This window comes from Streptomyces sp. NPDC012769 (assembly GCF_042901205.1).
GTDB lineage: Bacteria > Actinomycetota > Actinomycetes > Streptomycetales > Streptomycetaceae > Streptomyces.
This window is the reverse complement of the sequence record NZ_JBIBCP010000001.1, coordinates 392,606-416,721: the sequence shown is the minus strand read 5'-3', so window position 1 is coordinate 416,721 and position 24,116 is coordinate 392,606. Positions and strand designations below refer to the sequence as shown.

General features: G+C 74.9%; 24 protein-coding genes and 2 pseudogenes. 14 read left to right on the top strand and 12 right to left on the bottom strand.

Annotated features, from left to right (window positions below; genetic code table 11):
• Positions 1 to 28: 28 nt before the first annotated feature.
• The 5 genes from ACFY7C_RS01980 to ACFY7C_RS01960 form a co-directional block, all read right to left on the bottom strand.
• The gene (locus ACFY7C_RS01980) at positions 29 to 1,453 is read right to left on the bottom strand and encodes a tannase/feruloyl esterase family alpha/beta hydrolase (RefSeq protein ID WP_389642265.1); all 1,425 of its coding nucleotides are present in this window, start codon (positions 1,451 to 1,453) and stop codon (positions 29 to 31) included.
• A 171-nt stretch (positions 1,454 to 1,624) separates the two neighbouring features.
• Positions 1,625 to 2,542, bottom strand: coding sequence for a hypothetical protein (locus tag ACFY7C_RS01975; RefSeq protein WP_389642263.1), 918 nt, complete (start codon positions 2,540 to 2,542; stop codon positions 1,625 to 1,627).
• A gap of 102 nt (positions 2,543 to 2,644) precedes the next feature.
• Positions 2,645 to 3,025 (bottom strand): hypothetical protein, encoded by a 381-nt coding sequence (locus tag ACFY7C_RS01970; protein ID WP_389642260.1) that lies wholly within the window; start codon positions 3,023 to 3,025, stop codon positions 2,645 to 2,647.
• Positions 2,952 to 4,703, bottom strand: a complete 1,752-nt coding sequence (locus tag ACFY7C_RS01965; protein ID WP_389642257.1) for a reprolysin-like metallopeptidase — start codon at positions 4,701 to 4,703, stop codon at positions 2,952 to 2,954. The genes ACFY7C_RS01970 and ACFY7C_RS01965 overlap by 74 nt, the downstream gene beginning before the upstream one ends.
• 546 nt (positions 4,704 to 5,249) lie before the next feature.
• Entirely contained in the window at positions 5,250 to 5,852 is a 603-nt protein-coding gene (locus ACFY7C_RS01960; RefSeq protein ID WP_389642255.1) for a class I SAM-dependent methyltransferase, read from the bottom strand.
• 193 nt (positions 5,853 to 6,045) lie between these two features.
• Here ACFY7C_RS01960 and ACFY7C_RS01955 point away from each other — a divergent pair.
• The 8 genes and pseudogenes from ACFY7C_RS01955 to ACFY7C_RS01920 all read left to right on the top strand — a co-directional run.
• Positions 6,046 to 6,852 (top strand): annotated as a pseudogene (locus ACFY7C_RS01955) (MHYT domain-containing protein); the annotation flags it as partial.
• A 397-nt stretch (positions 6,853 to 7,249) separates the two neighbouring features.
• Entirely contained in the window at positions 7,250 to 10,267 is a 3,018-nt protein-coding gene (locus tag ACFY7C_RS01950) for a nitrate- and nitrite sensing domain-containing protein (RefSeq protein WP_389642253.1), read from the top strand.
• Positions 10,264 to 10,698 carry a roadblock/LC7 domain-containing protein gene (locus tag ACFY7C_RS01945; protein ID WP_389642250.1) on the top strand — a complete coding sequence of 145 codons (435 nt, stop codon included), beginning with the start codon at positions 10,264 to 10,266 and terminating at the stop codon, positions 10,696 to 10,698. Before ACFY7C_RS01950 ends, ACFY7C_RS01945 begins: the two co-directional genes overlap by 4 nt.
• A gap of 13 nt (positions 10,699 to 10,711) precedes the next feature.
• Positions 10,712 to 11,128, top strand: coding sequence for a DUF742 domain-containing protein (locus ACFY7C_RS01940; RefSeq protein ID WP_389642247.1), 417 nt, complete (start codon positions 10,712 to 10,714; stop codon positions 11,126 to 11,128).
• Positions 11,109 to 11,723 carry an ATP/GTP-binding protein gene (locus ACFY7C_RS01935; protein WP_389642244.1) on the top strand — a complete coding sequence of 205 codons (615 nt, stop codon included), beginning with the start codon at positions 11,109 to 11,111 and terminating at the stop codon, positions 11,721 to 11,723. Before ACFY7C_RS01940 ends, ACFY7C_RS01935 begins: the two co-directional genes overlap by 20 nt.
• Positions 11,724 to 11,894: 171 nt before the next feature.
• A complete protein-coding gene (locus tag ACFY7C_RS01930; protein WP_389642242.1) occupies positions 11,895 to 12,308 on the top strand; it encodes a roadblock/LC7 domain-containing protein in 414 nt (137 codons plus the stop codon).
• A 131-nt stretch (positions 12,309 to 12,439) separates the two neighbouring features.
• Complete coding sequence (locus ACFY7C_RS01925; protein WP_389642239.1) at positions 12,440 to 13,606, top strand: DUF6397 family protein; 1,167 nt, start codon at positions 12,440 to 12,442, stop codon at positions 13,604 to 13,606.
• Positions 13,607 to 13,730: 124 nt separating this feature from the next.
• Positions 13,731 to 15,278 carry an ATP-dependent DNA ligase gene (locus tag ACFY7C_RS01920; RefSeq protein WP_389642236.1) on the top strand — a complete coding sequence of 516 codons (1,548 nt, stop codon included), beginning with the start codon at positions 13,731 to 13,733 and terminating at the stop codon, positions 15,276 to 15,278.
• A 90-nt stretch (positions 15,279 to 15,368) separates the two neighbouring features.
• Here the strand turns inward: ACFY7C_RS01920 and ACFY7C_RS01915 are convergent, their stop codons facing one another.
• Positions 15,369 to 15,848: a DUF6328 family protein gene (locus tag ACFY7C_RS01915; RefSeq protein WP_389645875.1), complete on the bottom strand. Its 480-nt coding sequence runs from the start codon at positions 15,846 to 15,848 to the stop codon at positions 15,369 to 15,371.
• 155 nt (positions 15,849 to 16,003) lie between these two features.
• Between ACFY7C_RS01915 and ACFY7C_RS01910 the strand changes: the two genes are divergently transcribed.
• The 4 genes and pseudogenes from ACFY7C_RS01910 to ACFY7C_RS01895 all read left to right on the top strand — a co-directional run.
• Positions 16,004 to 16,381 (top strand): hypothetical protein, encoded by a 378-nt coding sequence (locus tag ACFY7C_RS01910; RefSeq protein WP_389642233.1) that lies wholly within the window; start codon positions 16,004 to 16,006, stop codon positions 16,379 to 16,381.
• Between the two features lie 421 nt (positions 16,382 to 16,802).
• The gene (locus ACFY7C_RS01905; RefSeq protein ID WP_389642231.1) at positions 16,803 to 17,582 is read left to right on the top strand and encodes a hypothetical protein; all 780 of its coding nucleotides are present in this window, start codon (positions 16,803 to 16,805) and stop codon (positions 17,580 to 17,582) included.
• Positions 17,579 to 17,950: a peptidase inhibitor family I36 protein gene (locus ACFY7C_RS01900; RefSeq protein WP_389642228.1), complete on the top strand. Its 372-nt coding sequence runs from the start codon at positions 17,579 to 17,581 to the stop codon at positions 17,948 to 17,950. The genes ACFY7C_RS01905 and ACFY7C_RS01900 overlap by 4 nt, the downstream gene beginning before the upstream one ends.
• Before the next feature lie 72 nt (positions 17,951 to 18,022).
• A pseudogene (locus ACFY7C_RS01895) lies at positions 18,023 to 18,292 on the top strand (class I SAM-dependent methyltransferase); the annotation flags it as partial.
• 71 nt (positions 18,293 to 18,363) lie between these two features.
• Here ACFY7C_RS01895 and ACFY7C_RS01890 read toward each other — a convergent pair.
• The 3 genes from ACFY7C_RS01890 to ACFY7C_RS01880 form a co-directional block, all read right to left on the bottom strand.
• Positions 18,364 to 19,143, bottom strand: coding sequence for a rod shape-determining protein MreC (locus tag ACFY7C_RS01890; RefSeq protein WP_389642226.1), 780 nt, complete (start codon positions 19,141 to 19,143; stop codon positions 18,364 to 18,366).
• Positions 19,144 to 19,387: 244 nt separating this feature from the next.
• Positions 19,388 to 20,308, bottom strand: a complete 921-nt coding sequence (locus ACFY7C_RS01885) for a hypothetical protein (RefSeq protein ID WP_389642223.1) — start codon at positions 20,306 to 20,308, stop codon at positions 19,388 to 19,390.
• Positions 20,309 to 20,322: 14 nt separating this feature from the next.
• Entirely contained in the window at positions 20,323 to 20,544 is a 222-nt protein-coding gene (locus tag ACFY7C_RS01880) for a hypothetical protein (protein ID WP_389642220.1), read from the bottom strand.
• Between the two features lie 193 nt (positions 20,545 to 20,737).
• Between ACFY7C_RS01880 and ACFY7C_RS01875 the strand changes: the two genes are divergently transcribed.
• Positions 20,738 to 21,178 carry a DUF6325 family protein gene (locus ACFY7C_RS01875; RefSeq protein WP_389642217.1) on the top strand — a complete coding sequence of 147 codons (441 nt, stop codon included), beginning with the start codon at positions 20,738 to 20,740 and terminating at the stop codon, positions 21,176 to 21,178.
• 4 nt (positions 21,179 to 21,182) lie between these two features.
• Complete coding sequence (locus ACFY7C_RS01870; RefSeq protein WP_389642215.1) at positions 21,183 to 21,566, top strand: SHOCT domain-containing protein; 384 nt, start codon at positions 21,183 to 21,185, stop codon at positions 21,564 to 21,566.
• Positions 21,567 to 21,618: 52 nt separating this feature from the next.
• Here the strand turns inward: ACFY7C_RS01870 and ACFY7C_RS01865 are convergent, their stop codons facing one another.
• The 3 genes from ACFY7C_RS01865 to ACFY7C_RS01855 all read right to left on the bottom strand — a co-directional run bounded on the left by ACFY7C_RS01865 (position 21,619) and on the right by ACFY7C_RS01855 (position 24,048).
• Positions 21,619 to 22,077, bottom strand: coding sequence for a peroxiredoxin (locus ACFY7C_RS01865; RefSeq protein ID WP_389642212.1), 459 nt, complete (start codon positions 22,075 to 22,077; stop codon positions 21,619 to 21,621).
• A gap of 71 nt (positions 22,078 to 22,148) precedes the next feature.
• On the bottom strand, positions 22,149 to 22,790 hold the full coding sequence (locus ACFY7C_RS01860; protein ID WP_389642209.1) for a PadR family transcriptional regulator: 642 nt from the start codon (positions 22,788 to 22,790) through the stop codon (positions 22,149 to 22,151).
• Positions 22,791 to 22,830: 40 nt separating this feature from the next.
• The gene (locus tag ACFY7C_RS01855) at positions 22,831 to 24,048 is read right to left on the bottom strand and encodes an FAD-dependent monooxygenase (protein WP_389642206.1); all 1,218 of its coding nucleotides are present in this window, start codon (positions 24,046 to 24,048) and stop codon (positions 22,831 to 22,833) included.
• Positions 24,049 to 24,116 lie beyond the last annotated feature (68 nt).

Here is a 24,116-nt window from a genome sequence, read left to right as displayed (position 1 = left end):
CGACGCCGGAGGGCCGGCCGTCCTCGGCTCAGCGCAGCGCGCAGGAGTTGACCACGTCACCGCCCGCCGGCCGTGCGAGCGTGCGGTCGGCGGGCGGCGCGACCCCCGCCTCCACCCACCGCGTCAGCGCCGTGAACGCAGAGCGGTAGCAGGGCAGGATCGGCCGCAGCCGGTCCGGGTAGGTGTCGTACAGGCCGTCGGTGTGGGTGCCGCCCGCCACCGTGTAGTAGCGGTGCAGGGCGCCCCGCCCCCGGTCGTCGACCATCCGCGCGTACACGTCCGAGTCGGTCGCGATGGGCAGCAGCGCGTCGAGATCGCCGTGGAGCGTGATCAGCGGCTTCCCGATCCGCCCGGTCAGCGCGACCTTCGCGACCGCCCGCCGCACCGACGCCGGCCGGGCGGCGTAGTCGTACGAGGCGTCCGAGGCGCACGGCGCGAGGATCCGCTCCACCGTCGAACCGGCCGTCGCGCCGGGGCAGCCCGGGTCGTAGGAGGGATCGAACTCGGCTCGGAAGATCTTCTGCGTCAGCCCCCAGTAGGCCCGGTCGTGATACGGCCACAGGAAGCGCGAGCCGGGCGCGAATCCGGCGTCGACCAGGTCCTCGTCGGAGGCCGCGCCGAAGTGGCGGGCGACGGTGACCGGCAGGCTGGTCAGGAGATTGGGGCCGCGGGTGGTCCACAGCACCCCCTCCCAGTCGACCCCGCCGTCGTACAGCTCCGGCCGGTTCTCCAGCTGCCAGCGGGTCAGATAGCCGGCGTTGGAGATGCCCGTCATGTACGTCCGCCGGGGTGCCGTCCCGTAGCGCTGCCGCACGGCCTTCTTCGCGGCCACGGTCAGCTCGGTGACCCGGCGGTTCCACTCGGCGACCGCGTCACCGGGCTCCCGCCCGTCCGTGAAGAAGTCCGGTCCCGTGTTGCCCTTGTCGGTGGCGGCGTACGCGAAGCCCTGCGCCAGGACCTGGTCGGAGATGAGCGTGTCCGTGGAGTACTGACGGCGGGTGCCCGGGGCTCCGGTGACGACGAGGCCGCCGTTCCAGCGGTCGGGCAGCCGGATCACGAACTGCGCGTCGTGGGCCCAGCCGTGCGTGGCGTTGAGCCGGGAGCCGTCGGGGAAGTAGCCGTCGATCTGGATCCCCGGAACCCCCGACGGGTTCGCGGTGCCCTTCGCCGAAAGACCGGCCTGGTCGGCCATGTCCGTGTACGGCGTGCCGGCGAGCCCCGCCGTCGTCAGATCCGGCAGGCACGCGGTCTCCTGGTGTGCGGCCCCCGGCACGTCGAGGCGGTGCTGCCGCGCGCAGTGACCGGAGTCCCGCGCCCCGGCGGGAGCGGCCGGACCGAGGACGGTGAGACCCGTCAGGAGGGCTGCGAGCAGGGGAACACCTCGGACGCGCAGGGCGACGCCTCGGAGGGCAACGCCTCGGACGCGCAGGGGAACGCCTCGGAACGGGTGCATGAGGAGCCTCCGGTGGGACGCGGTACGGGTCGCCCCGGCGCGAGCGCGCCGGGGCGCGCACCGCGATGCGTCGGCGGACACCTCGGCGCGCCGCCACATCCTGCGGGCGACACGATCACCGGACCATGGGCCCGCACCACACCTCGGGGGTCCTCACCGTGTGGGGCGCGCTCAGCTCGGCCGTACCGCCATGGCGTCCAGTGCTTCGAGGAGCGCGGGCAGCCTCGGACCGCGCGTCACCGGGAGCACCTCGTGCGGCTCGTCGTCGAGGAGGACGAACGCCATGTCGTCGGTCCGCGCCACCAGCGACCAGCCCGGACCGTCGGCCCGCAGCATCCGGGCCTCGCCCCCGGCGAAGCTCGACCGGATCCGCCCGACGGGCGGCGCCTGCGTCACGTACTCCCCGAGCTCTCGCAGAGCCCTCCGGACTCCGTCGTACGGGTCGGGGCCGCCGCGCGGGCCTTCCGTCTGGTCCGGGCCTTCGGCCTGGGGCGTGCCTTCGGTCCGGTCCGGGCCTTCGGCCTGGGGCGCGCCTTCCGTCACGGGGGCGTTTCCGGCATCGGCCGGGCTGCCGGCCCCGGGCGTGTCGTCGCCCATCCTGGCCCGCCACTCGCTCCACTGCAGGGCCACCAGGTCGGCGCCCAGGCGCCGCTGCGCGGGTCCCCACGCCGCGCCGTCCGGCGGGGACAGCGGTGCGGGGTCACCCTCCTCCGGCGCGGGGTCGTGGGGCGCCGGAAGGCCGGGGGCGGCGGTGGCGACGGCCAGCGGCCAGCCGGGCAGCGCGGACACCACGGACCGCTCGTCGGGGGAGAGGTCGTACTCCATGCCGCAGTCCCAGGACGCGATGGCGACCGCGACCAGCGACACATCGTCGACGACCACCGTCCAGCGAGCACCCGTGCCGTCCTGCCCGAGCACGAGCCCGTACCCCTCCGCGTACGGTTCCAGCCGGAGCGCCGCGCAGGCCGCCGGATAGTCGTCGCCGAGCACGCTGGGGAACTGCGCGGGCGTGAGCAGCGCCGCCGTCAGCACGAACAGCGCGTCGTCGTCGCCCTCCACGCCGGTCGCGGCGGATTCCGGTGCACCCACGTGAGCCTCCCCATCTGGTCGTCGGCGCACCCTAACCAGTGAGTAACCCGCCCGTCGAGAGCTGCCGGGGGGAACGTCCCGCCGGGCGGGGAGGCCGAGCGGTCAGCCGCGCTCGAAGACCGCCGTCAGGGTGTGACCCTCCTCGTCGAAGTGGACGGACGTCTCGCCCTGGCTCCGCTCCTCGTCACCGCCGTACGGCTCGCCGTCGAGCAGCCAGTCCTCGAAGACGAAGCCGGGGGCCGGAACCGCCGTCGCGGTGACGGTGTCGCCGTCGGAGTAGGGCCCGTCCTGCGAGAGCCGGACCGCGCCGCGGCCCCGCTCGACCACGGTCAGCCGGTGGCGCCGGTGCTCGAAGAGGGCGGTGAGGTGCATGTCGTCGGCGCCGACGTCGATCGCGAGGGAGTCGTCGTCACCCGCGTGCGAGCCGTCGAGCACCCAGCCGGCGAAGTCCCAGCCGGGCGCCGGGACCGCCTCGTAGAACACGTCGGCGCCTTCCGGCTCGGCCCGCCCGGTGGGGGCCTTCCTGACCCGTCCCGCTGCCGGAGGTCCTGGTGGTGACCGTGGAGGTCGGGGTCGTGCCCTTCCTGAACTCGGCGACGAGGGTGTGGTCGCCGGCCGGCACGCGGAAGCCGGTGGCCCCGCCCTTGACCGCCTTGCCGTCCAGCTTCCAGCCGGAGAACACGTACCCCTTGGCGGCCGCCGCGTTGTGGACCGAGGTGGTGCCCTGCGGGTACGGGCCGGGTGCGCCGGCGGTGACGGTGCCGCCGCCCTTGGGCGTGACGGAGGAGGTCACGGCACACAGCGCGTCGGAGGTCTTGGCCACCCGGTACGCGGCGACCGCCTTCCCGGTCTCGCTCAGCACGTCGGTGCTGTCGGCCTGACCGGGCCTGCCGATCGGGATGCCGAGGGCCTCTCCGCGGTAGGACTGGTGGGGATTGCTGAAGCGGTTGATCCGGGTGCAGACGCCCTTGGTGGCCTTGCGGCAGCTTGACTCGTACGCCATCACCGACGACCAGTCGCCCTTGGCGGGGAAGTAGCCGGTGGCGCCGTTCTCGTTCTGGACCGGCTGGGTCACCCGGTCGTGGTCGGCGCTGAGGTTGTGGCCGATCTCGTGCCCCATCGAGAAGCGGGCGATGGCGCTCTGCCCCACGACCGAGTAGCCCCAGGCGGCCGTGGACGGGCCGGGATCGGGCGGGGTGTAGCCGAGGCCGCCGGCCGCGCGGCCCGCGGCGATGACGGAGACGAGGTCGGCGCCGTACTGGTCGCGCAGCTGCGGGATGTTGTCGGCGATGCCGTCGTCGGGCGTGGCGAGGGCGGCGAGCAGCGAACCGTTGACCTGGTCGAGGGAGGCGGAGACGCTCGCGAGCGCCGTGCCGGCCAGGCGGACGCGTACCTTCACGCCGCTCTCGGCGAAAGCCTCGTTGGCGAGCGCGACCCCCCGCGCGGCGACCGTCCGGATCTGGGCGTCACCGCCGGCCTCGGTCCTGGCGCCCGGGGTGTAGCCGACCAGGACGTCGACCAGGGAGTGGCCCTGACCGCCCTTGCAGGCCGCGGCGGCCCGCTCGGCCTCGGGGGATGACAGCACCGCATCCGTGACGGCCGCGTCCGTGACGGCCGGGTTCGTGACGGCCGGGTCCGCGACGTCCGCGTCCGTGACGGCCGGGTTCGTGACGGCCGGGTCCGCGACGGCCGCGTCCGTGACGGCCGGGTCCGTGACGGCCGGGCGCGCCGCGAAATGCTCGGCCCGGGCAGGCCGGGTCGTGGGCGGTACGACAAGGGCGGGCTCGTCCTCGTCGGTGAGCGGGGTGGTCTGGGTGACCAGGACCCGGCCCGCGCCCAGCGGCTCGACGGCGTACAGATCGCCGCCCGTCATGAACTGGGCGCTCAGCACCTCGTTGCCGGGCGCGCGGTCACAGCCACCCTCGAGGGCGACGATCACGTCCTGGTCGACGGTGCCGGTGACGGTGCCGTGCCAGACGAGGGTCGATCCGACGGTGCTCCGCTTGGTCTCGACGGCCTGCACGGTGACGTCGTCGAAGAGCGGAAACGTCACTTCCCGGCCGTAGCCGTCGCCACAGATCGGGGCCAGCGCCCCCGGCAGGACCCGTGCGACCCGGTGGCGCACGTACTCGGCGCCGAAGTCCTCGGCCGCGTCTCCCACATCAGAACCCGCAGGAGGCGCAGGAGCCCTTGGAGTCTCGGGAACCCCGGGAGCCTCGTGCCCGCCGAGCTCGGTGTGCCCGCCGAGCTCGCTGTGCTCGGGGCTGAACACGCCCGCGGCGACGGCCGCCCGGACCGCCCGTTCATGGGCCGTCCCGGCTCCTGCCCCCGCCCCGGCTCCTGCCCCCGCCCCCGCGCCTGCCCCCGCCCCGGCTCCTGCCCCCGCCCCGGCTCCTGCCCCCGCCCCCGCCCCCGCGCCTGCCCCCGCCCCCGCGCCTGCCCCGGACTCCGACCCCGGCCCCCGCACCTCCCTTGCCCAGCCGCCGTGCGGAGGAGGCGTGAAACCGGTGATCGCGGTGACCCCGAGCACCATCACCCCGAGTGCCACTCCGCCCGTCCATCTGTTGCGGGCCATCTGTCGCCTTCCTGTCGTCCCGTCTCCGGTCGTCCGACACGGACGGGGATCCGATCGGTCCCGTCGACGTGTCGGACCGTCAGAAGGCTTCTTCCTCAAGGCATAAGGGTGATCACCGGATCACCCGAACAGTCACTCCGTACGGCGCACGGCCAGCGCGAGGTAGCGATGGTCCTCGTCCACGTAGCTGCGCAGCTTCCACCCCGAACCGGCCAGCATCGGGCGGAGGTTGGGCTCGGCGCGGAGGTCGTCGTCGGTGATCTGCCGGCCGTGGCGGGCGGCGAGGGCGGCGCGGCCGATCGGGTGGAAGAGTGCGAGCCGTCCGCCGGGCCGCACCACCCGGGCCAGTTCGCGCAGATCGCGGGCCGGGTCGGCGAGGTGCGAGACGAGACCGGCCCCGAAGACGGCGTCGAGCGCGCCGTCACGCAGCGGCAGCCGTGCGACGTCCGCGAGGAGCAGCGTCCCGGCCTGGTCACGGCCCGCCTTGGCCGCCTCGGAGAGCATCTGGGGCGTGAGGTCGGCCCCGATCACCGTGCCCGTCGGGCCGACCGCCGCGCGGAGCGGAGGGAGTGCCCGCCCGGTGCCGCAGCCCGCGTCGAGCACGGCGTCCCCGGGGCGCAGGCCCAGGTCGGTGACGGCGGCGGCGTAGGCGGGACCGTCGTCGGGGAACCGGGAGTCCCAGTGGGCGGCGCGGGCGCCGAAGAACTCCCGTACGTGTGTGGGGTCATCGCTCATGCGCCCATGATCCCTCACGCGCGCATCACTCACAGGTGTGAGTTTCCCGTACGGACCACCCCTTGTGAGTGAACGATCTGCGCGCATGTTCGAGCCCGTGCCGATCGTTCAGGAACATCTCTCTGTCATATTCCATCAGCTTTCGAAATGCGCCCCCTTTGCGCCCCCAGGGGCGCACTAGCGTCCCCGAGTCATGGGACACCTGGACCACGCCACCTTCGGCTGGCTGACACCCGCGCTGTCGTACGCGATGGCCTGCATCGGCGCCGCCCTCGGGCTGCGCTGCACCGTGCGCGCCCTCGACGCGACCGGCCGCTCCCGGCGCAACTGGCTGCTCACCGCCGCCTCCGCGATCGGCACCGGCATCTGGACCATGCACTTCGTCGCCATGCTCGGCTTCGGGGTCACCGGCACCGACATCCGCTACGACGTCCCGCTCACCCTCCTCAGCCTGCTCATCGCCATGGCCGTGGTGGGCGTCGGGGTCTTCGCCGTCGGCTACGGCCGGGACAGGGTGCGTTCGCTCCTGATCGGCGGCCTGACGACGGGCGTCGGCGTGGCGAGCATGCACTACATGGGCATGGCGGCGTTGCGGCTGCACGGAGAGGTCCGGTACGACCCGCTGCTCGTCGCCCTGTCGGTCGTCATCGCGGTGGTGGCCGCCACGGCGGCCCTGTGGGCCGCGCTCAACATCCACGCCCCGGCGGCCGTGGCCGTCGCCTCCCTCGTCATGGGCGCGGCGGTCAGCAGCATGCACTACACGGGGATGTTCGCCGTACGCGTCGAGGTCGCGCCCTCATCGGCCCCCCTCCCCGGCGCCACCGTCATGCAGTTCATCTTCCCGCTCGCGGTCGGCCTCGGCTCCTATCTCTTCATCACCTCGGCGTTCGTCGCCCTCTCGCCCACGGCGGGCGAACGCGCCGCCTACGCCTCCGCGGGACGCCTGACCGACCCCGACGAGCGGGCCGTGGACGTCGCGCCCGCCGGCTTCCGCCCCGCCCCGCCGCCCCCGCCGGAGGCGGCCACCGCACCCGCCCGGGCGCACGTCCACCCCTCAGGGCCGGTGCACGGCGGTCCGACCGGAGATCCGGTCGGAGATCCGGTCGCGGGCCCGGCCGGCGGGCTGGCAGCCCGAGCCGTCCGAGCGGCGGCTGACGGCCGCACCGCCCGTGCCTCCCATGACGGCCCGGCCGCCCACGACGCGTGGACCTGAGGAACGGCCCTGGCGGGTCCGCAACGCCGCGCCCCTTCTCAGCCCCATGACTGCCGGACAGCCGGCCTCCGCGACTCCCGACCGCGACCGCCCCGTAAGCCCGTAAGCCCGTAAGCCCGTAAGCCCCCAGCACCGACGGATCCCGCCGCTCCCACGGGCCCGTGAACGAAGGAACGAGGAGGCCATGCGAACTCCCCGCAGGACCCCGGACGACGCCGGAGCCCCCGCCCAGCCGCCCACGGCGGCCCGCGGGCGCCGCGCGCACGCCGGTCGCCCCGCCGACGAGACGGCGTCCCGCGAGCGGTCGGCGGGGACCGCCTTCGCGGCCTTCGCCCCCTCCGATCCCGCCGCCCCCGATCCTGCCGCCTTCACCCCCGACACGCCCCAAGAGCCCCACGCGCCCGGCGCGCCCGCCGAGCCGGCCGCACTCGCCGCGCGGGCCGGGCAGCCGGCAGGCGACCGGCCGCCGGGACAGGACGATCGGCCCCGATCCCGGCCCCAGGGCGGTGACGGTGACGGTGGCGGTGGCCGGGGCGGTGGTGGTGGTGGTGGGCGCGAGGGCCTGGGCGGCGGGCTGCGGCCGCGGACCGTACGCGCCAAGATCGTCTCGCTGCTCATGGTCCCGGTCGTCTCCCTGCTCGCCCTGTGGGGGTTCGCCACGGTCACCACCGCCCAGGACATCGCCCGGCTCCGGCTCCTGCGGTCCGTGGACGCCGACGTCCGGCAGCCCGTCACCGCCGCGATCGCCGCCCTTCAGGACGAACGGAGCGCCGCCGTACGCCAGACGGCGGCCCCCGGCACCGGGCGCGCCGCCGAGCTGAAGGAGCGTGTCGGAGCCACCGATGCCGCCATCACCCGGCTCCGCCTGGGCGACCGGCACACCGTCGGCGACAACGGCAGCCTCCCCGCCGACGTGGCGACGCGCGTGACGGCCTTCGTCGTGCGGACCGAGGGCCTGAGCAGGCTGCGTGCCGCGGCCGCCGCCGGACGGGCCGACGGGGACCAGATCTACGAGGAGTACACCGCCACCGTCTCCGCGGGCTTCGCCGTCGTCGGCGCCCTCGCCGGCATCGAGGACACCGGAGGCGGCGCCGAGGCGCGCGTCCTGCTCGAACTCGGCCGCGCGGGGGAGATGCTCGCCCGCGAGGACGCGCTCCTCGGCTCCGCCCACCTCACCGGACAGCTCGACGCCGAACGGCTCCGCGAGTTCGCCGGCGCCGTCGTGGCCCGGCACACGCTGACCGAAGCCGCCACCGCGGACCTGCCCGCGCCGCAGCGCGCCGCCTGGCGGAACCTCACCGCCCAGCCCGCCTACCGCCAGCTGAGCGCGGCCGAGGAACGGGTCCGCGCCGCCGCCCCCGGCCGGCCCGCCGCACAGGCCGTTCCCTCCGGCGAGTGGGACGCCGCCCACTCCGCCGTACGCGAGGGCATCGCCGCCGTCGAGACCGCCGCCCGCAGCGGTGCCGGGGAGCGCCACGAACCCCTCGGCGGCGGTGTGTTCAGCGCCGGCGGCGCCGCGGTCCTGCTCGGCCTCGCCGCCGTCGCCACCTCCCTCGTCATCTCCGTACGCATCGGCCGCGGGCTCGTCGTCGAACTCGTCAGCCTCCGCAACGGCGCTCTGGAGATCGCCCGCCGCAAACTTCCCGCCGCCATGCGCCGGCTGCGCGCCGGTGAGGAGATCGACGTCCTGGCCGAGGCCCCGCCCGGACCCGCCCCACAGGACGAGATCGGCCAGGTCGGCGAGGCGCTCACCACCGTGCACCGGGCCGCGCTCTCTGCCGCCGTGGAGCGTGCCGAGCTCGCCAGCGGCATCTCCGGTGTCTTCGTCAACCTCGCCCGCCGCAGCCAGGTCCTGGTACACCGTCAGCTCAACCTGCTCGACAGCATGGAGCGGCGCGCCGACGACCCGAACGAGCTCGGCGACCTCTTCCGGCTCGACCACCTGACGACCCGTATGCGGCGCCACGCCGAGAGCCTCATCATCCTCTCGGGAGCCGCCCCCGGCCGTGCCTGGCGCATGCCCGTACCCCTCACCAACGTCGTCCGCGCCGCCGTCTCCGAGATCGAGGACTACGCGCGCGTGGAGGTGCGCCGGCTCCCCGAGACCGCCGTCGTCGGCGGCGCCGTCGCCGACCTCACCCATCTGCTGGCCGAGCTCATCGAGAACGCCGCACAGTTCTCCCCGCCCCACACGAAGGTGCGCGTCAGCGGCGAACCCGTGGGCAACGGCTACGCCCTGGAGATCGAGGACCGGGGGCTCGGCATGGGCAAGGAGAGCCTCGCCGAGGCGAACGCCCGTATCACCCAGTCCGAGGCCCTGGACCTCTTCGACAGCGACCGGCTCGGTCTGTTCGTCGTCAGCCGTCTCTCCTCGCGGCACGACATCAAGGTCCACCTGCGCACCTCGCCCTACGGAGGAACCACGGCCGTCGTCCTGCTCCCCACCGATCTGCTGCAGAGCGCCCTTCCGCCCGGGCGCGGCGCCGCCGGGGCTGCCCCCTCCCGCGACCCGGGTCCCCCGGCCCACGCCGCCACCGCCCCTGCCCCTGCCCCTGGATCCGGCGCGGGTGTGGGTGTGGGTGCGGGATCGGGGGCGGGGCTCCAGGCGTCGCGGCCGCCCCGCGTCCCGGCTCTCACACCGCCCCGCGAGCCGGACCGGCCGCCGGCCGGCGTCACCGCCCTGCGCCGGCGCACGCCCCCCTCGCCCCCGGCCCCGCCGACATCAGCGACCTCGTCCGACCCCCGGGGGGCGGAGATACCCCAGCCGGCACGAACGTCGCAGTCGCAGTCGCAGCCGCAGCCGCAGCCGCAGGCGCAGGCGCAGTCCCAGGCGCAGTCGCCGGAGCCATCGGAGTCATCGGAGCACCCCCAGAGGCCGCAGGCGTCGCAGGCGTCGCAGGCGATGGGTGCGCACGGTGGGGACATGGGTGCCGATCTGCCCCGGCGCGTACGCCAGGCGAGCCTCGTACCGCAGCTGCGCGAGGCACCGGCTCCCGGCCCGTACGCCGCTGACGCGCCCGCCGACGGCCCGGGCGAGCGGACCCCGGAGCAGGTCAGGGACCGGATGTCCGCCTACCGCGACGGCTGGCGGCGCGGTGGCGGCCCGGCACCCGGCACCCCGATCGGCACCCGACGCCCCCTGGGCACCGGCTACGGCCCGCAGGCACCCAGCGACCCCGGCAGTGAAGGAGACGACGAATGATCGACCACGCGAGGATGTCCCACCACCGCTCCGGAGAGCTCGACTGGCTCCTGGACGACCTCGTCACGCGCGTCCGCGAGGTCCGCCACACGGTCGTGCTCTCCAACGACGGGCTCGCCGTCGGCGCGTCCAGCGGTCTGAGCCGGGAGGACGCCGAACACCTGGCCGCCATCGCCTCCGGTTTCCACAGCCTCGCCAAGGGCGCCGGCCGCCAGTTCCACACCGGCGGCGTGCGCCAGACGATGGTCGAGATGGACGACGGCTTCCTCTTCGTGGCGGCGGCCGGCGACGGCTCCTGCCTGGCCGTGCTGAGCGCCGTGAACGCCGACATCGGTCTCATCGCGTACGAGATGGCCCGCCTGGTGAAACGGGTCGGCGAGCACCTGCACACCCCGCCGCGGCTCACGGTGACCCCACCGGCCGCCGGCTGACCGGAGACCCGCCATGAACGAGGACAGCACCGGCGACGGCCAGGCCGTTCCGGGCAGTCGGTGGTACGACGCCGAGGCCGGCCCGCTCGTGCGGCCGTACGCCATGACCGGGGGCCGCACCAGACCCGGACCGAGCAATGTGCGGTTCGACCTCATCGCGCTCGTCGTCGTCGACGACGACCCGCCGGGCCGGGCCGAGGAGTCCCTGCTCGGCCCCGAACACCGGGCCCTGCTCGCGCTGTGCCGGGCCGAGACGCAGTCGGTCGCCGAACTGGCCGCCGACGCCGATCTGCCCGTGGGGGTGGTGCGGGTCCTCCTCGGTGACCTCCTCGAAGCGGGCTTCGTGAAGGTCAGCCGTCCCGTCCCGCCCGCCCAGCTCCCTGACGAACGCATCCTGAGGGAAGTCATCGATGGCCTACGAGCGCTCTGAGAGCACCCCCGCGAGCGGCGTGGACAGCACGGTCCTCGCACTGAAGATCCTGGTCGCCGGCGGCTTCGGGGTCGGCAAGACCACCCTGGTCGGCGCGGTAAGCGAGATCCGGCCGCTGCGGACCGAGGAACAGCTCAGCCGCGCGGGGGAGTCCGTGGACGACACCGGCGGCGTGGACCAGAAGACCACCACGACCGTCGCCATGGACTTCGGCCGGATCACCATCCGGTCCGGGCTCTCGCTCTACCTCTTCGGAACGCCGGGCCAGGACCGCTTCTGGTTCCTGTGGGACGAACTGTCCCAGGGGGCGCTCGGTGCGGTCGTCCTCGCCGACACCCGGCGGCTGGAGGACTGCTTCCCGGCGGTGGACTACTTCGAGCACCGCAAGATCCCGTTCGTCGTGGCCGTCAACTGCTTCGCGGGCGCCCGCGCCTACGGGGCGCACGACGTCTCGCGCGCCCTGGACCTGGATCGCGGCACTCCGGTGGTGCTGTGCGACGCACGGGACCGCGACTCCGGCAAGGAGGTGCTCATCCGGCTCGTCGAGTACGCGGGCCGGGTGCACACCGCGCGGCTCCTGGACTCGGTGGGCTGACGAACGGGCCAGCGGGGCATCGGGCCAACGGGACAGCGGGGCATCGGGCCAATGGCCAGAGGGCACGGGCACGGGCACACGAAAGGACACGGCGGCGGGGCGAGTCCTTGCCCTGTCCACGACAGTGCGTAAGGCTGAACCGACGCATGCACCGACAGGGGGAGGACAGGCATGGCGCTGGACAAGGAACTCGACTGGCTGCTCGACGACCTGACCCGACGGGTCGCCTCGATACGGCACGCGCTGGTGCTGTCGAACGACGGGCTGGTGACGGGGGCGAGCAGCGACCTGGAGCGGGAGGACGCCGAGCACCTGGCAGCGGTCTCCTCCGGCCTGCACAGTCTGGCCCGTGGTTCGGGGCGGCACTTCAAGGCGGGCCGGGCGCGGCAGACGATGGTCGAGTTCGACGAGGCACTGCTGTTCGTGACGGCGGCCGGCGAGGGCAGCTGCCTGTGCGTGCTGAGCGCCGCCGAGGCCGACGTCGGCCAGGTCGCCTACGAGATGACGCTGCTGGTGAACCGGGTCGGTGAGCACCTCGGAGTGGCGGCACGGCAGCCCGGCCACCGGGCGGCCAGCGAACTCTGAACCCTGTCCGGGGCGTTCGTCCCGGGAGTTATCCACAGGGCGAGCGGAATGTCGTCACCGTGCGTTACGGTCGTCGCGGAAAGTGATCGAGTCGAACGACGCCGGACGACGCACGGGGGAGGACCGACCGCATGACCATGGACGCGACGACAGAGAAGACCGAGACCGAGACCGGGACGGAGCCCGAGGACGGGGGCACGGTGGCGCCGGGGCGGGCGGCGCAGGAACTGGGACTCAGGCGCGACGAGTTCCAGCTGGCGGTCCACCTCGGACTCGTCCGCACGATGCCCGGCCCCGGCCCCGGCCGAGGCCAAGGCCAGGGCGCAGGCTTGGTGCTTGGCCGTGCCGGTACGGGCCGCGGCTTCGGAACGGGTGCCCGGGCCGCGGACCTGTCCGGGGACGCGGCACGACGGCGCGTGGCCCGGAGCGAGATCGCGCGGCTCAGAGCGGCCCCGGACTTCCCGGACGGGCTGCGCGACCGGGTCCGCGCCGTCGGTGCGACCGAGGGCGCGCGGCTGCTCTCGGTCACCATGGACCGCTTCGCCCGGCTGGCCAAGACGGGCCACTTCAGCCCCGTGCGGTTCTACGTCAACCGCTACAAGGCGGTGGTCTGGCTCTATCCGGCCGCCGAACTGAGCGAGTTCGCCCTGACGCACCCGGGGCTCCTCAGCGGCCGGCTGGCGCTGGACATCCGCACCCGGTCCGACGCCGGCGAGGACTGGCGGCCCCGCAACTGGCGGGCCCGACGGCTCGGGATACTGCTGCGGGCCGACGACGACCCCTGGGCGCGCACGGCCGCCATCGCCTCGCTCCTCGCCCCCGCACAGCTGGCCGAGGTCGTCGACGACCCCTTCGAGCGCGCCTACCTGGACCGGCTGCGCCCGGCGCCGCCCAGCTGGCGGCCCAGCGCCCCGGCCGCGCGCGAGATCGCCGACCGTCTGCTGCTCGCGGACGATCCGGACGAGATCCTCTGGCACCGGATGAGCCTCGCCCTCGCCCTGGACGAGGCCCGCGCCGAACGCCAGGCACCGCGCCCCGGCATCACGACACCTCGTGCCATGCCCGCCACGCCCCTCCTCCCGCCCCGGCCCGCCGCACCTCTGGTGTCGTCCCGGCCCGCCGCGCCTGCGGTACGGACGGAGGCCGCGCTCCCGGCTTCCGGTGGGCGCGCCGCCGCCCCGTGGCCCGGACCGGCCGGGCCCGCTCGTCCGGCGGCCGTCACGCGCCCGCCCGGGCGGCGGATCCGCCGCGGCCTCCTCGATCGGCTGCGCAGGCGAAAGGAGGCCGCGCCTCGCTAGGGGGGCTGCCTTGCCGATCTCGTCGATCTCGCGGGGGCCCGGGTCGCGGTGGGCGGCGGGCGGCGGGCGGGCGGAATGTGGTGGTCGGGGTGCGGGGTGTGGTGTGCGCGGGCACGATGGGCGCATGCTCCTTGCCCGAGTCGCCGACGTGTCGGGTCAGGTTGCCGCCACCTCGGCGCGGTCGCGGAAGATCGGACTGCTCGCCGAGCTGTTCGTGGAGGCCGAGCCCGAGGAGAGTCCGCTCGTCATCGCCTATCTCTCCGGTCGGCTCCCGCAGGGCCGGATCGGCGTGGGCTGGAGCGTGCTCAAGAACGTGCTCCCGCCGGCCGTGCCGCCCGCGCCGCGACCCGCGCTCACCCTGGCCGACACCGATGCCGCGATGACCACTCTGGCGGCCGTCGCCGGGGCCGGGGCGCAGGCCCGGCGGACCGGTCTGATGCGTGACCTGCTGGCCGCCGCGACCCTGCCGGAGCAGGAGTTCCTGCTCCGGCTGCTCTCCGGGGACGTCCGTCAGGGCGCCCTCGACGCCGTCGCCCTCGAAGGCGTCGCGAAGGCGGCCGCGGTCCCGCCCGAGGAGCTGCGGCGGGCCGTCATGCTCGAAGGGTCGCTGCCGCGGGTGGCCCGGGCCGTCCTCGCCGAGGGGCCGGCCGCCCTGGAGCGCTTCACCCTCCGGGTCGGCAGCCCCGTGCAGCCGATGCTCGCCCACACCGCGAGCAGCGTCACCGAGGCCGTCGCGGCTCTCGGGCCCTGTGTGGTCGAGGAGAAGCTCGACGGGATCCGCGTCCAGGTCCACCGGCGCGGCGACGAGGTCCGTGTCTACACCCGCTCCCTCGACGACATCACCGACCGGCTCCCCGAGGTCGTCGCCACCGCCCGGGAGACGGAGGGCGACGCGTTCGTCCTGGACGGGGAGGTGATCGCGCTGGACCCGGCCACGGGCCGCCCCCTGGCCTTCCAGGACATCGCCTCCCGCGTCGGCTCCCGCCTCGACGTGGCCACCGCGCGGGCGGCCCTGCCGCTCTCACCGGTCTTCTTCGACGTCCTCGCGGCGGACGGCGAGGTCCTCGTGGACCGGCCGGGGACCGAGCGGCACGCCGTCCTGGCCCGGCTGCTGCCCGAGCCGCTGCGCGTGCGGCGCACGGTGGTCGACGACCCCGGCGACCCGGCCGCGGTGGACGCGGGCGAGCGGTTCTTCCGGGACACCCTGGCCCGCGGTCACGAGGGCGTCCTCGTCAAGGCGCTCGACGCGCCCTACGTCGCCGGGCGCAGGGGGCGCACCTGGCTCAAGGTGAAGCCCGTCCACACCCTCGACCTCGTGATCCTCGCCGCGGAACGGGGCCACGGGCGGCGCACCGGACTGCTGTCCAACCTCCACCTGGGGGCCCGCGCCGCCGACGGCACGTTCGTCATGCTGGGCAAGACGTTCAAGGGGCTCACCGACGAGATGCTGCGCTGGCAGACCGAGCGGCTGGGCGAACTCGCGGTGTCGGACGACGGTTTCACCGTCCGGGTGCGACCGGAGCTGGTCGTCGAGATCGCCTACGACGGGCTCCAGCGTTCCACCCGCTACCCGGCCGGAGTGACGCTGCGGTTCGCCCGTGTCGTACGCCACCGCCCCGACAAGCCCGCCGCCGAGGCGGACACCGTCGAGCGGGTCCTCGCCGGAGGGTGAGCCACCGCCTGCCGCCAGCCGCGCCCTGTCCTCAGCCGCCGCCCTGCCGCCCTGCCACCCTGCCGTCCGCCGGCAGGCGTGGCCGTGCCGTCAGTCGTGCGGGCGGCTCGTGTGACGGTGCCGCACCCACAGGGGCAGCACGAACCAGCACAGGAGGTACCAGACCAGCAGCCCGGCCACCAGCCAGGGGACGTAGCTCGCGCCGGTGGCCACGCGCAGCACGAGCAGCAGCGCGGTACCCAGGGTGGCCAGCAGCAGCACGAGGCCCACGAAGGTGAGCCGCGACGCCCACACCACCGCGCGGGGTTTGATCCGGCGCCCGGTGACGATTCTGTGGAAGGAAACGGGGCCGATCAGCGCCCCGGTCGCCGCGGCGCCCAGCGAGACGGTGACGATGTAGATCACCTTGTCGCTCTGCGGAAGCTCGGGGAAGCGCGGGGCGAAGACGACCGTCAGGAGGAAACCGAAGAGGATCTGTACGCCCGTCTGGGCGACCCGGATCTCCTGCATCAGCTCGGTCCAGCGCCGGTCCGCGTTCTCCTCGGGCGTCTCGTGCCGGCCCCGGTACAGGCCGTCGGCGTCCCATCCGTCGTCGCGCTTCGTGGATCCCTCTCCGCCTCCGGCCACGCCGCCTCCCGGGTCGCGCTCCGTCCCCTCCCTCCACGGTGACACGAACCTCGCGGGACGCGCCGCCGCGAGGGATGCTGGAAGCGGCACACGAGGAGATGAGCGACGTGTACGACTTGCACATCGACACCGATGTCACCGTGCAGCTGAGCGACTGCTGCCGGGAGGACGCCCAGGCCGTCTTCGACGTCCTCGACCGCACCTACCAGCTCGAGGACGTGACGGCACCGGGCCCGGAGGCGGTCACCGGGCCCGCCCCCACCGTCTGGATGGCCACGTTCGACACGGCCGGCGGCCGCCACGAGGAGACCCCACCCGTCCGGCTCACCGGAATGGTCGGCGCGCTGCTCACCGGCGGCTACCACGCCGTCGACGAGGTGGAGAAGGTCCTGGCCCGGACGTTCGAGATCCAGTCCCTGCAATCCGTCTCCGGTGATCAGGAGACCGAGGCGCGGCTCCTCCTCGCATCCCGCTGACCAGGACGGCCGAGACCCCCCGGGCGGAGCGGACGGGCGCCGCCCGGGGCCGTCGTGCCCGAAGGACCCGGCTTCGGCCAGGGAGCCGATGAGGTCAAACAGGGTGAGGTGACTCACATCCGACACAGGGGACACCCCGGAACAATGAGGAATGGTTTATCGTTCATCTGTATGTGACGGCGAAGGGGCCCGGTCCCCAAGGTCCCCCCCAGAGGCGACCGCCCTTCCTGCGTCACGGCAATCGGCCCCGGTTGGAATCCCCCGTCCAACCGGGGCTTTGTCGTCTCCCGGCACACCGCCCGCGGCCCCCCGGCTCCTCGCGAGACCCTCGAACACCCTGTTGGCGGCGCGCGCTCCGGCGCATTCGACCCCTTCGGGTGAGTCGCCGTGTCCCCTCGCATGGCCCGTCCGGCACCGGGCATTGATCGCCACGAAACCGGCCGCGATCACACCGCCGGCCACCGCCGCCAGGCCCGCCACCAGGGGGAACCATGCGCCACGCACCCGCCGCGCGATCACCGCCGCCAGTGCCGCCCTCGTCCTCGCCGGGTGCGCCACCGTACGCCCCGAACCCGCCGCCCCCGCCGCCGCGCCGCCGTCCCGGCAGGAGCAGGACCGGATCCTGAAGGCCGCCGAACACCGGCTCGTCGTCGAGTGCCTCGGCGCGCAGGGCCTCACCCTGAGGCCGTCCTCCCAGGCCAGAGCGCCCGCCGAGGATCCCCGTCTGCAGACCGCCCTGTTCGGCAAGGACCCCCGGGAGCTCTCGCTCACCCTCGCCACCGGCCTCACCGTGACCGCCAACAGCGACGGCTGCGTCGCCACCGCGCGCGCGAACCTCTACGGCGACCAGAACCGCTGGTTCCGCGCCCAGGTCACCGTCGACAACCTGCGCGCCGAGGCCCACGCCCGGATGAAGGACGACCCCGCGCACCGGGCCGCCCTCGACCGCTGGACCCGCTGCGCCGCCCCCTCGGGCGGCCCGCGCACCGGCCGCCCCGACCCGGTCGTCGCCGACCGCTGCACCCGCGAGAGCGGGCTCGCCGACGTACGGGCCCGGCTCGAACCCGCCGAGCTGGCCACCGTACGCACCCTGCACCGCGACCAGGTCGCCACCTACGAGCAGCTGCGCTCCCGCGCACTGCTGCGGGCAGCGCAGCTGTCCGCGCACTCCACCGACACGAAAGGCAACGACGCTTCATGAAGCGACTCCTCGGCCCCGCAGCGGCGGCAGTCCTCGCCCTCGCCGGCGGCCTCGCCCTGACCGCACCGGCCACGGCCGCCGAGTGCCCGTCCGGGCACTTCTGCGTGTGGCAGGACGCCAACTTCGGCGGACAGCGGGCCAACTGGAGCGGTGACGACGGCTGGTGGGAGAGCTGGATCTCCGACACCGACTCGTCCTGGGCCAACCACGGCATCTCGGGTGCCGGCATCAAGGACCACGTCCGGGTCTACGAGTCCGCCTGGCAGGGCGGCTCCATGACGATCTGCCTCGCCCCCGGCCAGGAGGTCGGCTACAACGGCGCCGCCAACGACCGCGGCGACTCCCACATCTGGGCCACCGGCTGCTGATCCCGGTCGCCCTCCGGCCACCCTCCCGTCCGTCCCGCGACCGCGCGGCGGACGGGCGGGTGCTCGTGCGCGGCGCGGAGCGCCCTCGCCGGAGACGTGGACGGCCGGCGGATCCTGGACGCCGGTCGCGGCTCGGGCCCGCTGTCCGCCGCACCGCGCGACCGCGGCGCGGTCGTCACCGGGATCGACGCCGGCGCCGGGATGCCGGCGTCGGGGAGGCGGCGGCTCGGGGCCGCCGCGGACCCGCACCGGGTCGACCTCCGCGACCCACTGCCGTTCGCCGACGGAGCATTCGACGCCGTGGTCGCGTCGCTCGTTCCGCACCACCTGGAGGACTGGGGCGGCTTCCGGAACCTCGCGGCCGCACCCTGCTTCCTGTTCCTCGCCGTCGAGGTGCCGCCCTCGGTCACCGGCTAGGCCGACCAGCCGCCGTCCGTGCCCTGGGCGCGGAGGGCCGACGACAGCAGCAGGCCCGCGCCGCGGACGGCGCTGGTGGCGGGGTCGTTGGCGAGGCGCAGGCGGACGCCGAGCCGGAGGGCGAGCCGGCTCGTCAGGTCGAGGCGCAAGGCGCCGCCGCCGGTGACGAGGACGCCGCGGCGCAGCGCTCCCCGGACGGCGCCGGTGCGGTCGCGCCGCCACAGATCCCTCACCATGTCCGCGGCGGTGTCCACGACCGCGGCCGGCGAACCGGCCGGCTCCGGAAGGTCGTCGAGACCGACCTCGGCCAGCCGGGCGTCCTGGACGAGGCCGTCGACGAGCAGGGTCACCTCGGTGAGCTCCGCGCCCAGGTCCACCACGAGCAGCGGCCCGCCGTCCGCCGGACCCGCGTAGGCCGCGGCGGCTCGCGCGCTGTCCACCGAGACGACCCGGGCGGGCCCGAGCGCGGCCACCACCCCGCGGGCCGCTTCCCGCTGCTCCTGCCCCGCGAGGACGGGGTGGCAGAGCATGACGACGGTGTCCCCGAGGCCCTCGGCGGGCACGGCGCCGCCGAACGCCCGATCGGCCACCTTCCGCAGCAGTAGCCGGTGCGGCGCGGCGTCGGTGACCCGGCCGCGCCGGACCGGGCCGCTCGGGACGTCCGCGAGCACACCCAGGCCCGGCGCCCACACCCGCGTACGGGAGCTGCCGATGTCGAGGGCGAGCCCGCGGACCGCGCCCGCCGACCCGCGCACCGCTCCGTGCGCCGTACCCATCCGCCCACTCCTGCCACTGATCCTGAGGTGGATTCGCCGCATCACTATGCAATATTCGAGTGGATTGCGCCATGGCTCTCTGGATCGCAGGAGACGGGTGAGGGTCGGGTCGACCTCCCGTGGCTCGCGCACCGCACCGCGCGGCCGGCAGGCCGTCCGCAGCGGGCACGGGTGGATCATCCTCGCCGGCCACGGCCCCATGGTCACCCTCCCGCGTCCGGGCCGGCCGACCGAGGGGGGCGGATCACCCGCGGCGGCGGTGCCAGCGGCGCCCCAGCCACCAGCCGCCGACCGCCACCGAGGTCGTGGACAGGACGATCCCGAGGACCGGCCACCGGCCGCCGGCGATCCGCGCGTCCGTGATGACGACGACGGCCACCGCCGCGGCCGGTACCAGCAGCGACAGCAACGCCCGCGCCAGGGCGAGGAGCATCGCCGGAGCGAAACGGCCGGTGCGGCGCGGAGCGGGCGCCCCCGCGTAGAAGACCGTCGCCCGGTCCATGAGCCGGGCCGTGCTGCGGTGATACGTGAAGGCGAGGTACGGCAGCCACACCAGCGGCGCCACGAGACCGACCAGGAACACGGCTCCGGAGAGCACCCACCCGCCGAGCCGCACGAGCAGTCCGCCACTGTCCCCCGCGGGCGTCACCACGCCGAGCAGCCGGGCCATCCGCACGCTGAGATCCCACAGGGCGGCGAACCGACCCGGCCGCCGCCCTCGGGCCCCGGACCCTGCGCCGGCTCCCGAAGGGGCGAGCGCGGCACGGGCGGCCTCGGTGCTCCCGTACACCCCTTGGAGGACGAGGAGTTCGGCACCGCGAGCGGGGTCCGCCGGGTCCCGGCCCTCCAGGGCCGCCAGTTCCAGGACCGTCCGCGCCTGCGACAGCAGGGCCGCGCAGAACGCGAACGGTACGAGCACGAGGAACGGCCCGCCCACGAACGCGCCCTCGGCCGCCACCGCCCGCCCGCCGCGCGCCACCACGCGGGCCCGCAGCTCCACCGGACTCGCATCCGGCAGGTCGCGCCGCAACCGCCGTACCGACCGCTCGGCCCGCGGGCCGAGCCGGCGCGGTGCGGCCGAGGCGATCAGCTCGGGCAACCGGCCGGGCTCGGCCGTCGCCTCGCGCAGCAGCGACCTGGCGAGCCGGGCCGGCGTCTCCTCCACGCCGTGTGAACTGCTCAGGGCAGGCCCCATGCCTTCGCCCGCTCGGGCTCCCCGCCCGCGGGGGCGTCCCCGCCGCGGAAACCGGCCCGCCGCACGGCCTCGTGCGCGCTGCCGCCGCCGCTGCCGCTGCCGCTGCCGTCGACCGGAGTCGCCGTGCCGGCCGCCGTGCTCTCCCCGCCCTGTTTCACCTCACGGGCGCTCACGCCCGCGCCGCGGGCGATGACATCGACCGGCACGCCTGCACTCCGTTCCCGTTCCCGTTCGCGCTTCCGCGCGCCTGAGGGGCCTCGCGTACCAGCGAGTGTTGCCCAGCGCCCGCCGCCCCGCACCTCGGGTCCGCTCCGGCTGCGGTCCGGCGTCGGCCGTGGTCGGATGGGCGGGGCGTCCCGCGTACGCGGAGCGCACCGCGCCCGTCCGAGAGGGAGTCACATGGGACCGGTGGAATGTCTGGTGCTCGCCTTTCCCGGCGAACGGCTCAAGGTCGCCGCGGTGACCGCCATCGCCGACCTGCGGCGGGCCGGTCAGGTACGCCTGATCGACTCGCTGGTCGTCACCAAGACGGCCGCCGGAGAGGTGTGGAGCTCCGAGCTGGTCGAGTACGAGGAGTACGAGGAGGCGGTCGCCGAGATCGGCCCCGAGGCCAACCTCCTCGGGCCCGAGGACGCCGCCGAGGTGGGCGCGACCCTGGAGCCCGACTCCTGCGCGCTGATGCTGCTCGTGGAACACGTCTGGGCGGCACGGGCCGCGGAGGTGATCCGGGAGGCGGACGGGTACGTCGCCGGACGGGTGCCCATCCCGCACGCGTTCGTGGAGCAGGCGCGGGCCGCCTATCGCGAGGCCGTCGCCGAGGCCGCGTCCGGAAGGAGCTGACGGAATGTTCCTGCGTCGCCGTCCCCTCGCCCGCCCGGTCGTACGACCCGTCGGAGCGCCGCTGCTGCGGGGCGCCCTGGTCGGCGGGGCCGCCTACGCGGCGGGCCGCAGCGCCGCCCGCGCCGCCCGGCGGGAACAGGACCAGGAGGAGGCCATCGCCGACCTCCAGGCCCGGCAGGCCCCGCCGCCGGAGACTGCCACACAGCCCTCGCAGCCGCAGCCGCAGCCGCAACCCGGTCGGTCACCGGCCGGGGCGCCGACCGCGTCCTGGGCCGCGGGAGGGCCGTCGATCCCGGACCAGCTGGCCCGGCTCGGCGACCTCGCGCAGCAGGGTCTGCTCACGCCGGAGGAGTTCGCGGCGGCCAAGGCGAAGCTGCTGGGCACCTGACGGCCGGTCCCGCCGGCACTGCACCGTGTCCGCCGCTCGTACGCGGGGCGCCTCAGCCCTTGGCGCGCGCCCGGAGCGCCGCCAGCGCCCGGTCGGCGTGGGCGCTCATCCGCAGTTCGCTGCGGACGACCTCCAGGATCCTGCGGTCCTCGTCGATGACGAAGGTGACCCGCTTCGTCGGCGCGAGCGAGAATCCACGCCTGACCCCGAACCGGTCGCGTATCGCGCCCGACGGGTCGGAGAGCAGGGGATAGCCGAGCGAGTGGCGGTCGGCGAACTCCTGCTGCCGCGCCACCTCGTCCGTGCTGATGCCGACGGGCCGGGCCCCGACCGCGTGGAACTCGCCCGCGAGATCACGGAAGTGGCAGGCTTCCGCGGTGCAGCCGGGCGTGAGTGCCGCCGGATAGAAGAAGAGGACGACAGGACCCTCGGTCAGCAGTCCGGAGAGCGAGCGGGTCCGCCCCGTCTCGTCCGGGAGCGTGAAGTCCTCGACGATGTCACCGACGTTCATGCGCACGGACGTTACCCCACGGTAGCCGCGGGCGTCACCAGCCCTGCGCGGCCGCCCGTACGACCACGCGCCTAACCCTGTCCGGCCGACCGCCCGATCTCCTCGGCTGCGGGACGGGCCGCGGACGCCCCGCCCCCGGTCCCCGCTCCGGCCTCGCGGTCGGTCGCGCGGTCGGCGAGGATCGCCAGGGCCCGTTCGCCCCAGCGCACGTTCTCCTCCTCGAAGGCCATGCCGCGCAGCAGGGTCAGATACGGGCCGACCCGCTCGACCTCGCGCAGATAGACGGCCTCGTCCCGCCCGTCGAGCATCCGCTCCCGCATGCGGGCGTACCGCGCGAGCTTGGCGCGCGCCTGCTCCATCCGTTCGCGCACATGCGTGCGCACCGCCGCCGTGTCGCCCCGGTCGCAGGCCTGCACCTGCACCATCAGTTCGTCACGCACCGCCGTCGGCTTCGGGGGGTGCGCGGTGTACGCCACGAGGTCCTGGCGGCCCGCCTCGGTGAGGGTGAACATGCGCTTGTTGGGGCGGCGTTCCTGCTGCACCACCCGGGCCGCGATGAGGCCGGCCTCGGAGAGCCGCTCCAGCTCCCGGTAGAGCTGCTGCGGCGTCGCCGCCCAGAAGTCGGCCACCGACACGTCGAAGAGCTTGGCCAGGTCGTACCCCGACGCCTCTCCCTCCAGGAGAGCCGCCAGAACAGCGTGCTTCAGAGACATCCGGACAAACTAGCAGTCCGTTGAATAGTTTCCTCCACACCTATTCACCCGCGAAAGACCTGGTGAGGGGCGGGGTCCAGGCGGCATGACGCAGGATCGCCCGCACCGCCGCGCCCGAGGGTGCCAGCCGCAGCAGGGTGTTGCGCAGGGGCACGGCGAGCGGATGGCTGAGCTGCTGCCCCATCCGGCCCACCCGCCGGGCCGCCGCTGCGACGGCCGTGGTGCGCGGGCGCCGTGCGGCGTCGTACCGCGCGAGGGCGGCGTCGATGCCGCCGTCCACGTCGATGCCGCCGTCCCGGCCGACGCCGCCGTCCGTACGGTCGAGCTCCGCGGCGAGGACCACGGCGTCCTCCAGGGCCTGGCACGCGCCCTGGCCGAGGTTGGGGGTCATCGCGTGGGCGGCGTCACCGAGCAGCACCACACGGCCGGAGACGAACGACGGAAGAGGGGTCGCCAGTTCGCCGACGTCGTGGTGCAGGACGTCCTCGGCGCGGGTCGCGGCCAGGAGCTCGGGGATGGGGGCGTGCCAGTCGGCGAAGCGCCGACGCAGCACCGCGAGCGGGTCGGCGTGGCGCACTCCGGCCGGCGCGTTGAGGACCGCGTGCCACTCGGCCCGCCCGTCGGCGAACGCGATGTGCCCGAACTCCGCCCCGCGTCCCCAGGTGAGCTCGAAGTCGGTACGGACATCCACCGGCCGGTGCGTGATCGCCCGCAGCACGGTCGAGCCGCTGTGCACCGGTCCCGGGTGGCCGGGGAACAGGGCGGTACGGAGTCGGCTGCCGATCCCGTCGGCGGCGACGACCAGATCCGCCTCCAGCGGCTCGCTCCCCGGCCCGAACTCCACGCGGGCGCCTCCGCCCGGGAGCGTCGTGGCGGCCCCGGCGGTCAGGCCCGTACGCAGGGTGCCCGGCTTCGGCGCGGCCCGCAGCAGCCGGTGCAGTTCGGCGCGCGGGATGCCGACGATCGGGGAGCCGAGTGCGCGCTCGAGCGCGGCGCCGTCCATCCGGGCGAGCCACGAGCCGTTCGGCGTGCGGGTGCCACCGGTGTACTGGCCCCGTCCGGCCGCCCGCACGGCGGCGCCGAGCCCGAGCGCGTCGAGTGCGCGGATGCCGTTGGCGGCGAGCGAGATGCCGGCGCCCGCGTCGGCGAGGACCGGGGAGCGGTCGACGACGGTCACCTCCCAGCCGATGCGCTGGAGTCCGACGGCGGCGGCGAGCCCGCCGATCCCCGCGCCGACGACGACGGCGGTGTGGCCCATGGTCCGTACCTCATCCTTCTCGACGGTCTTCTACAGCTGTAGAAGCGTAGCGCTCGTCTCTACAGGTG

What these genes read in the sequence shown, in the direction of transcription:
- ACFY7C_RS01890 (WP_389642226.1), bottom strand. Translation starts at nt 19,143, where the DNA reads ATGGGTACGGCGCACGGAGCGGTGCGCGGGTCGGCGGGCGCGGTCCGC.
- ACFY7C_RS01910 (WP_389642233.1), top strand. Translation starts at nt 16,004, where the DNA reads ATGAGCGACGTGTACGACTTGCACATCGACACCGATGTCACCGTGCAG.
- ACFY7C_RS01950 (WP_389642253.1), top strand. Translation starts at nt 7,250, where the DNA reads ATGCGAACTCCCCGCAGGACCCCGGACGACGCCGGAGCCCCCGCCCAG.
- ACFY7C_RS01930 (WP_389642242.1), top strand. Translation starts at nt 11,895, where the DNA reads ATGGCGCTGGACAAGGAACTCGACTGGCTGCTCGACGACCTGACCCGA.
- ACFY7C_RS01900 (WP_389642228.1), top strand. Translation starts at nt 17,579, where the DNA reads ATGAAGCGACTCCTCGGCCCCGCAGCGGCGGCAGTCCTCGCCCTCGCC.
- ACFY7C_RS01865 (WP_389642212.1), bottom strand. Translation starts at nt 22,077, where the DNA reads ATGAACGTCGGTGACATCGTCGAGGACTTCACGCTCCCGGACGAGACG.
- ACFY7C_RS01935 (WP_389642244.1), top strand. Translation starts at nt 11,109, where the DNA reads ATGGCCTACGAGCGCTCTGAGAGCACCCCCGCGAGCGGCGTGGACAGC.
- ACFY7C_RS01870 (WP_389642215.1), top strand. Translation starts at nt 21,183, where the DNA reads ATGTTCCTGCGTCGCCGTCCCCTCGCCCGCCCGGTCGTACGACCCGTC.
- ACFY7C_RS01940 (WP_389642247.1), top strand. Translation starts at nt 10,712, where the DNA reads ATGAACGAGGACAGCACCGGCGACGGCCAGGCCGTTCCGGGCAGTCGG.
- ACFY7C_RS01960 (WP_389642255.1), bottom strand. Translation starts at nt 5,852, where the DNA reads ATGAGCGATGACCCCACACACGTACGGGAGTTCTTCGGCGCCCGCGCC.
- ACFY7C_RS01920 (WP_389642236.1), top strand. Translation starts at nt 13,731, where the DNA reads ATGCTCCTTGCCCGAGTCGCCGACGTGTCGGGTCAGGTTGCCGCCACC.
- ACFY7C_RS01945 (WP_389642250.1), top strand. Translation starts at nt 10,264, where the DNA reads ATGATCGACCACGCGAGGATGTCCCACCACCGCTCCGGAGAGCTCGAC.
- ACFY7C_RS01860 (WP_389642209.1), bottom strand. Translation starts at nt 22,790, where the DNA reads ATGTCTCTGAAGCACGCTGTTCTGGCGGCTCTCCTGGAGGGAGAGGCG.
- ACFY7C_RS01925 (WP_389642239.1), top strand. Translation starts at nt 12,440, where the DNA reads ATGACCATGGACGCGACGACAGAGAAGACCGAGACCGAGACCGGGACG.
- ACFY7C_RS01855 (WP_389642206.1), bottom strand. Translation starts at nt 24,048, where the DNA reads ATGGGCCACACCGCCGTCGTCGTCGGCGCGGGGATCGGCGGGCTCGCC.
- ACFY7C_RS01875 (WP_389642217.1), top strand. Translation starts at nt 20,738, where the DNA reads ATGGGACCGGTGGAATGTCTGGTGCTCGCCTTTCCCGGCGAACGGCTC.
- ACFY7C_RS01980 (WP_389642265.1), bottom strand. Translation starts at nt 1,453, where the DNA reads ATGCACCCGTTCCGAGGCGTTCCCCTGCGCGTCCGAGGCGTTGCCCTC.